This is a genomic window from Desulfothermus sp. (assembly GCF_053993635.1).
Map to the genome: position 1 here is coordinate 1 of NZ_JBMYBT010000101.1, position 8,052 is coordinate 8,052.

Sequence of the window (8,052 nt, forward strand, 5' to 3'; positions counted from 1 at the left end):
TAACTATAACCCATGATGCTTTGTGGTATGTAAATCCAGATGGAAGCCTTGATATGGTAAAACTTATGCGGGCATTTCAGGAGTTTTTCAGGGAACACAGTGAGAGCTGGCTTGAGAGATTTCAATACAAGGAAGCAGGACCACAATTACTTATGCAGGCATTTTTGCAAAGGATAGTAAACAGTGGCGGGAGAATTGAAAGAGAATATGGTCTTGGCAGAAGGAGGACAGATCTTCTTTTGATATGGCCTATTGGGACAAATAGTCTTCTTGAAGCAAAGAAGGTGCAAAAGGTAGTTATTGAGCTCAAGGTCCTTTATAAAAGTCTGGAAAAGACCATAGAGGAAGGTTTATCTCAGACCTACGCGTATATGGACAGGTGCGGTGCAGATGAAGGGCACCTTGTTATATTTGATAAAACAAAGGGCAAATCATGGGATGAGAAGATATTTGAGAGAAGGGAAAAATACAGAGGCAAAGAGATATGGGTGTGGGGGATGTGAAGTTTGTTTAATAAGGGAGCAAAGCCATGAAAAAAAGATTTGGTCTTAATACATCGTCTTTTAGTAAGCTCAGAGGACAAGACCTTGAAAGGAAAGACAATATTATTAAAATAAAAAATAATAATTGCAGCCCAGGTCTTAAGACCTGGGCCTAAATTTAGATCCATGCCTTAAAAAAATCTTTTATATCTTTACCCTTATTTATATGTTGAATTACTGAGCTACCAAATACAATTCCATCGATATACTGTTCTATTTCCTTAACTTGCAATGGAGATTTTATACCAAATCCAATGGAAATAGGAAGGTCGAATATATCCCTTGCTAATTTTAATTTTTCTTTGAGCTCCTCTGGCAATTTCTCCCTTGCACCAGTTGTTCCAAGCACTGATACAAAATAGACAAATCCAGAGGCAAGTTTTGCATATTTTTCCAGTCTCTGTTTTGATGTGTTTAGACCTACCAGATAGATTAGCGATATATCATGAGCATCAAAAATAGACTTTATTTTAATGCTTTCTTCTAAAGGTAAATCAGCTATAATTATTCCAGATACTCCAGCATTTTTCATGTCCTTTGCCAGTTTTTCATAACCATATTTAAAAAAGGGATTGCAATAACCCATAAGTACTATCTCACAATCAAGGAAAACTCTGTATTCTGTTAGCTTATCAATTATCCATTTTAAATTGACCCCATTTTTAAGCGCAATATTAGATGCCTTTTCCACAACTGGGCCATCAGCTACTGGATCTGAAAATGGAACACCTATCTCGATTATATCAGCTCCCAGTTGGTCCATTTCTCTTATATATTCCCAAAATTTTTCCTTGTCTGGATATCCAGCTGGCAAAAAGGGCATAATAGCCTTTTTGCCTTTTTTTTGCTTATCTTGAAAAATTTTCTCAAATTTATTTAGTGACATCAATTATCCTCCATTTTTTATTTCAAATGCTTAAATACAATATCCAGGTCTTTATCGCCTCTGCCTGAGAGATTTACAATTACATGGTAATTTTCTTTCACCTTACCTTTTAGATTTAATGCAAAGCTAAGGGCGTGTGAACTCTCAAGGGCCGGGATTATCCCTTCCTTTTTGCAGAGAACTTTAAAGGCCGAGAGTGCTTGTTCATCTGTTACGCAAACATATTCTGCCCTTTTTGTCTCCTTTAAATATGCGTGTTCAGGTCCCACACCTGGATAATCGAGCCCTGGGGCAACAGAATGAGATGGTAGGATTTGTCCATCTTCAGTTTGTAAAAGATAGGTCTTTGTGCCGTGGAGGATACCAAGGGTTCCTTTGTTTAAAGTGGCAGAGTGGTAGCAATTGGGAGTGCCTTCACCAGCAGCTTCAACACCTGTTAGTTTTACTTCTCTGTGTTCTAAAAATTCATAAAAGATTCCCATTGCATTTGATCCACCGCCCACGCAGGCAATTACATGGTCTGGAAGTTTATTTGTTTTTTCTAAAAATTGTTCCTTTGCCTCCTTTCCTATAACAGATTGAAAATCCCTTACTAGGGCAGGAAATGGATGTGGACCAACAACAGAGCCAAGACAATAATGAGTATCCCTTTGATGAGATATCCAATATCTAAGGGCCTCATTTATTGCATCTTTTAATGTTTGGGTAGATGAATATACAGGCCTTACCTCAGCCCCCAAAAGCTCCATCCTCTTTACATTTGGGGCCTGTCTTTCTACATCCTTTGCACCCATAAAGACTATGCACTCAAGTCCAAGTAATGCTGCAGCAGTGGCAGTTGCAACTCCGTGTTGTCCAGCGCCAGTTTCAGCCACTAATCTTTTTTTGCCCATATATTTGGTTAAAAGTGCCTGACCAATTGTATTATTGATTTTATGTGCCCCACTATGGGCAAGATCCTCCCTTTTTAACCAGAGATTAAAGCCAAGTTCTGAGCTCAAATTCTTACAAAAGGTAAGGGGAGTTGGCCTGCCTACATAATCCTTTAATATTGAATTAAATTCCTTCTGAAAATCTTCTGATGGGACAATTTGCTCATATGCCTCTTCTAATTCTATTAAGGGTGGCATCAAAAGTTCTGGAACAAATTGTCCTCCAAACTCTCCAAAATATGCCTTTTTCATCTTAACTCCTTTATTTTTTTGTAGATGTCCATAATTTTATCTTTGTCTTTTATGCCTTTAGATATCTCAACACCTGAATTTACGTCTATACCATCTGGAGATAGCTCACACAAAATATCCTCTATATTATTTGAAGATATTCCACCAGCAATGATCCATTTAATTTCTTCTGGAATGGCTTTTAAAAAGGAAATATTTTTTATTTTTGTTCCATGTCCACCTCCTTTTATTCCTGCATCAAACAAAAAATATAAACATTTATTTGATAGCCTGTGTATTTCATTTAAAAATGCATTTTTATCTTTATATGCATCAGGCCATTTTGTTAAAATTATTCTATGTGTTCCAATTTTCTCGCAATCTGTTTCTGAATATTTTCCATGAAGCTGCACAAGATCCAGATTTGCATATTCAATTATCTGTAGAATTTCATGAGCAGAGTGATCCACAAATACTCCAACTTTTTTTGCATTTTTTGTAGAAAAATGTTTGACCTTATCCACGGATATGTATCTTGGGCTTTTTTTAAAGAAAATAAATCCAACTAGATCTACTCCAAGATCATCGCAAAACACAACGTCTTCATATCTGGTTAATCCACACACTTTTAAGATCATTTAATTTACTCCTTTCTGTGGTATATTGGTTAATGGTATATTGGTTAGTGGTATATTGGTTAGTGGTATAGTGGTTAGTGGTATATTGGTTAATAGTTTTTCACCAATACACCAATACACCAATACACTAATACACCAATATACCAATACACTAATACACCAATATACCAATACTCAATATCGCCCAATCTTTCAATCTAATTCCTTTACAAAAGACCCAAGCACCTTTGCAGGGTCTTTGTGTTTCATAAAATAGGTACCTATCAAACACCCATCATATCCTATTTCTAACATTTCTTTCACTGTTTTAGAAGAAGATATTCCACTTGCTGAAATCCAGATCTCTTTATCTTGTTTTTTTTCTATAAGATTTTTAGAAGTATTGATATCAACTTCTAATGTATCTAGATTTCTATTATTTATAAGAAATAATTTAGCTCCACTTTTTCTTGCAATTTCAAGTTCATATGCATCATTTATTTCTACTACAGGCTCCAGTTCAAGTAAATAAGAATAATCTATTAATTTCAATAATTCGTCATATTTATCTTTAAATAGTTTGACGATTAATAAGATAGAAGATGCAGGTGTAGTAGCAGTATATTTTACCTGAATAGGGTCAATTATAAAGTCTTTTCTTAGAATAGGAACATTTATGTGTTGCAATTTATTCAATAAATCAAGGTTAGCATAAAAATATTTTTTTTCTGTAATAACAGATACACCAACAGCACCATTTTCAACATATCCCATTACTACTTCATACACCTCTAAATTTTTATTGATAATCCCCATAGATGGGGATCCAATCTTATATTCCGCTATAATTCCTTTTTTGTGTTTCAGTGATTTTGATAACTTGGGTTTTTTATTTTTATAGGAGTCAGGAAAGATACCTTGATCCTCCATTTTTTTCAAATTATTTATTTCCTCATATTTTGCTTGAATAAACTTATTTAACATATTTTTAATCCTGCATTTTAGTAGTGGTTAGTGGTTTTTTACCAATATACTAATACACCAATATACCAATACACTAATATACCAATATACTAATACTCCAATACACCAATACTCCTTTGAGTTATAAAAAAAGACTCCTTCCTTTTTTTAATCCTTTATCTATCCTTTGCCTCGCTGATTTTACTGCATCTTTTAATTGCATATTTTCATTTAAGAGATACAAGGCCATTCCAAGATTTAATGCAACCATGTCTTTTATAGGTTGTGGAGCCTGGCCTTCAAAAAGAAGTTTCATTAATTCCAATGATTGATTTTTGTCTTTGATCTTTAAATCTTGTTCACTGCACCTTTTAATCTCAAACTCTTCTGGTGTAATTGTAAATTTTTTTATATTATTTTCCTCAATTAATATAACTTGTGTCTCTCCAGTAGGTGTTATTTCATCAAATCCATCTCCATGGACAACTGCAGCTCTTTTTATGCCTTTTAACCGCAATACTTTTGCCATAGTGTCCATATATTTTTTGTCTCCAACCCCTAGTAGTTGATGTGTGGGATTTGCAGGATTTAGCAGAGGTCCCATTATGTTAAAAATAGTTGGAATTCCAAGTTCCATTCTTATAGGAGCTACATGTTTAAATGCAGGGTGAAAAAAAGGAGCAAACAAAAACACAAAATTTTTACTTTTTAAAAAATTTTTTATTTCGACGGGTTCTTTTAAAAAAGGTATGCCCAACTCTTCTAAGATATCAGCACTTCCGCATTTACTTGATACTCCTTTATTTCCATGTTTTACAACCTTGTATCCCATATCAGCAAGATATAGGGCAACTGCAGTAGAACAATTAAAGCTCATCTTTCCATCTCCCCCTGTCCCGCACGTATCTATAGTTTTGTCTGACATATCGGTTAAATCAATTTTGACTGCATATTTTAAGGCAGTTGTAACTGCTGGAAAGAGCTCAGATGGGGTTTCTCCCTTAGTTTTTAAGCCAAACAAAAATGCCCCGGCCTGGGATGGAGTAAGTTTTCCCTGAAATAGGTCATCAAAACACTTCATTAATAAATTTTCAGACACATCCTGTTTGTTAGCCAAGGCCAAAAGTGTTTGTTTAATTTCCATTTTGTCCTCCTTTTATTGAAATCTTTATGAAGTTTTCTATTATTTTTGGGCCTGATTTACTGAGTATTGATTCTGGATGAAATTGAATGCCATACCATGGCCTATCCTTAAAACCAATTGCCATAATCTCTCCATCTTCACTTTTTGCTAATATTTCAATGTCCATGGGATTTTTAATCCTTGGTTTTGAGATCACCAATGAGTGATATCTTGTAGCAATAAAGGGATTCTCCATGTTTTCAAATAATGGGCTTTTTTTAAATTTTATAGAGGAGGTCTTGCCATGCATGATTTTTTTTGCCTGAGATATTTGATAACCAGCAAAATAACCAAGGACTTGATGCCCAAGACATACTCCTAGTACAGGCATATTTGGGGGGATATTTTCTAAGACCTTAAGACATAGTCCACTGGAAAGAGGCCCCCCTGGCCCAGGTGATAAAATAATCCCTTTTAGTTTTTTTTCTTTAAGATGTTCAAACATACTCTCATCGTCGTTTCTAAATACCTTGGGAAATACATTTAGTTTTTGAAAAATTTGTACTAAGTTATATGTAAAAGAGTCGTAATTATCTATTAGCAAAAACATCTGTACCTCCACCATTGGTTAGAATTTGATATATGACCTTTGCCTTATTGTGACATTCCATCCATTCATTTTCTGGTTTTGAATCTGCAACAATCCCTGCTCCAGCCTGCCAGAAGACATTTGAATTTTTTATCCAGAGTGATCGTATAATTATGCCTGTATCCAGGAAGTGTCTTTCCCGGGATAGTCCTAACCAGCCAACAGCCCCTGCATATGGCCCACGGGGGATATTTTCCATTTGAGATATAATTTCCATTGCCCTGATTTTTGGTGCTCCAGATACTGTTCCTGCGGGAAAAGTTGCACAAATAATATCAATAGCATCTAAACCATCTCTTAGTTTGGCAACAACATAGGATGTTAAATGCATAACATGGGAAAATTTTTCTATTTCCATAAACTTGCTTACCTCAACAGAGCCAGGTGTAGCTATACGTCCTAGGTCATTTCTTCCAAGATCTACGAGCATCACGTGCTCAGCCCGTTCCTTTGGGTCATTAATAAGGTCTATTGCAAGCTTTTTGTCCTCAAGTTCGGTTTTGCCCCTTTTCCTTGTTCCAGCAATGGGCCTTACCTCAGCAATACCATTTTGACATCGCACCATGAGTTCAGGAGAGGAGCCAATTAAAGTAATGTCCTCTAAATTCATAAAAAACATATATGGAGATGGATTGGTCTGCCTGAGTCCCCTGTACACGCTAAAGGGTTCTCCTGAAAAATCAGATGAAAATCTATTTGACAATACAACTTGAATGGCTTCTCCCTGATATATGAGATCTTTTGTTTGTTTTACTGCTAAAATGAATTCTTCGTCCTTAAAAGATGAGTGAACGTTGCCTATTTTATGTCCTGTATTCAGGCTGATCTTATCTTTAGCTTCTGTTAATTTTTCTCCATCAATGGAGATGTAATAACATTTAAGATGGAGGTGATCGTAGAGGATCTGTTTTCCAGGAAGGACAAAAATGGATTCAGCATCATTGATATCCATGTAGCTTTGAAGCTTTGGTTCAAATAGTCCTATGCACTCGTATCCAATATATCCAATGAGTGATCTTGTGATAGGAGGAAGTTTTTGGTTTGATGGATTAATAGAGATAATTTTTAAAATCTTTTTAATTGCTTCAAAAAAATCCTGTCCTTTAAATTTTTCTATATTTGAAAATTTAGGATCATAAGCTTTTACCTCCATTTTTCCATTTTTTAATTTAAGTTGCAGTCTAAAATCCCAGGCAAGGAGGCTATATCTTCCAAGTCTTCCATCTACTTCAGCACTCTCAAGGAGTATGCCTTTATCTCTACCCACAAATTTTAGATAAAGGCCAATTGGTGTGTGCACATCAGCAGGATATGCGGTTATATTTTGATTGATTTCAATGTTCATAAAAAACTCCTGTAAAATGGTTTAAGAAATAAAAAAGGCCGCATCCCTTTTGGGGGATGCGGCCCTCAACCTCAATTAATCCTTTATTTAAAACATCCCTTTTTAGGGCGCACCCCCCTTATTTTTATCCACTTGCCACCACCACCAGGCCTTTTGGACTAAAATGTCTAGGTCACCTGCAGACGCCAGATTTAAAAATGACCTGAATTTTTTTACTGCGTCGTGGGAATATGGATTTGACTCAAATAGGGTCTGAAAAAGAGAAGAATCTTCACATAACATCTTTTTTGCTGATTCAATACGTCTTTTAAAAGAGGGAGTGATGAATCTAAGAAGAGACTCATCACCAGAAAAGGCGGCAAAATAAGAAAGTGTAGTCACAAAATTGAGACCCTGGATAAAGGCCATTGCCCGGTCATGTTCTTTTGCACTACATTCAAAAACATCCAATCCAATAGAGACAAATAGATCCTTAACTATTTTTAATTCATTATCTCCTCTCCCTTTTACAATAGCTATTTTTAAAGGGTGATCAGGCTCGGGGTTTGGACCAAATAGGGGATGGGTCCCAACAACAGGACCTGGATAATTATTCAACATGGCCTCCATTGGAAGCACCTTTACTGAACATATATCAACTAAGATAGTATCTTTATTTAATTTATTTTTTAATTTTACCACAACATCCTTTATGGCATGAATTGGAACGCATAACAGTGCAATGTGAAGATCATCAAAAATATCCTCAACTGCCGAAAGATCAA

9 protein-coding genes and 1 pseudogene are annotated in these 8,052 nt (G+C 35.5%); 2 read left to right on the forward strand and 8 right to left on the reverse strand.

Annotation, left to right across the window (positions count from 1 at the left end):
• Positions 1–503: pseudogene (locus ACY2V1_RS07700) on the forward strand (ATP-binding protein); the annotation flags it as partial.
• Positions 504–529: 26 nt separating this feature from the next.
• Complete coding sequence (locus ACY2V1_RS07705; RefSeq protein WP_461834217.1) at positions 530–658, forward strand: hypothetical protein; 129 nt, start codon at positions 530–532, stop codon at positions 656–658.
• Between the two features lie 2 nt (positions 659–660).
• On the opposite strand, the gene trpA is transcribed toward ACY2V1_RS07705, so the two are convergent.
• From trpA to ACY2V1_RS07745, 8 genes are all read right to left on the reverse strand, one after another.
• Positions 661–1,428, reverse strand: coding sequence for a tryptophan synthase subunit alpha (gene trpA / locus ACY2V1_RS07710; protein WP_461834218.1), 768 nt, complete (start codon positions 1,426–1,428; stop codon positions 661–663).
• Positions 1,429–1,445: 17 nt separating this feature from the next.
• Positions 1,446–2,612 (reverse strand): tryptophan synthase subunit beta, encoded by a 1,167-nt coding sequence (trpB, locus tag ACY2V1_RS07715; protein WP_461834219.1) that lies wholly within the window; start codon positions 2,610–2,612, stop codon positions 1,446–1,448.
• On the reverse strand, positions 2,609–3,229 hold the full coding sequence (locus ACY2V1_RS07720; RefSeq protein ID WP_461834220.1) for a phosphoribosylanthranilate isomerase: 621 nt from the start codon (positions 3,227–3,229) through the stop codon (positions 2,609–2,611). The genes trpB and ACY2V1_RS07720 overlap by 4 nt, the downstream gene beginning before the upstream one ends.
• 192 nt (positions 3,230–3,421) lie before the next feature.
• Positions 3,422–4,192: an indole-3-glycerol-phosphate synthase gene (locus ACY2V1_RS07725; protein WP_461834221.1), complete on the reverse strand. Its 771-nt coding sequence runs from the start codon at positions 4,190–4,192 to the stop codon at positions 3,422–3,424.
• Between the two features lie 121 nt (positions 4,193–4,313).
• A complete protein-coding gene (gene trpD / locus ACY2V1_RS07730) occupies positions 4,314–5,315 on the reverse strand; it encodes an anthranilate phosphoribosyltransferase (RefSeq protein WP_461834222.1) in 1,002 nt (333 codons plus the stop codon).
• On the reverse strand, positions 5,305–5,904 hold the full coding sequence (locus tag ACY2V1_RS07735; protein ID WP_461834223.1) for an anthranilate synthase component II: 600 nt from the start codon (positions 5,902–5,904) through the stop codon (positions 5,305–5,307). The genes trpD and ACY2V1_RS07735 overlap by 11 nt, the downstream gene beginning before the upstream one ends.
• Complete coding sequence (locus ACY2V1_RS07740) at positions 5,885–7,288, reverse strand: anthranilate synthase component I family protein (protein WP_461834224.1); 1,404 nt, start codon at positions 7,286–7,288, stop codon at positions 5,885–5,887. Before ACY2V1_RS07740 ends, ACY2V1_RS07735 begins: the two co-directional genes overlap by 20 nt.
• Positions 7,289–7,390: 102 nt before the next feature.
• A partial coding sequence (locus ACY2V1_RS07745) for a prephenate dehydrogenase/arogenate dehydrogenase family protein (RefSeq protein WP_461834225.1) occupies positions 7,391–8,052 on the reverse strand: 662 nt, incomplete at its 5' end.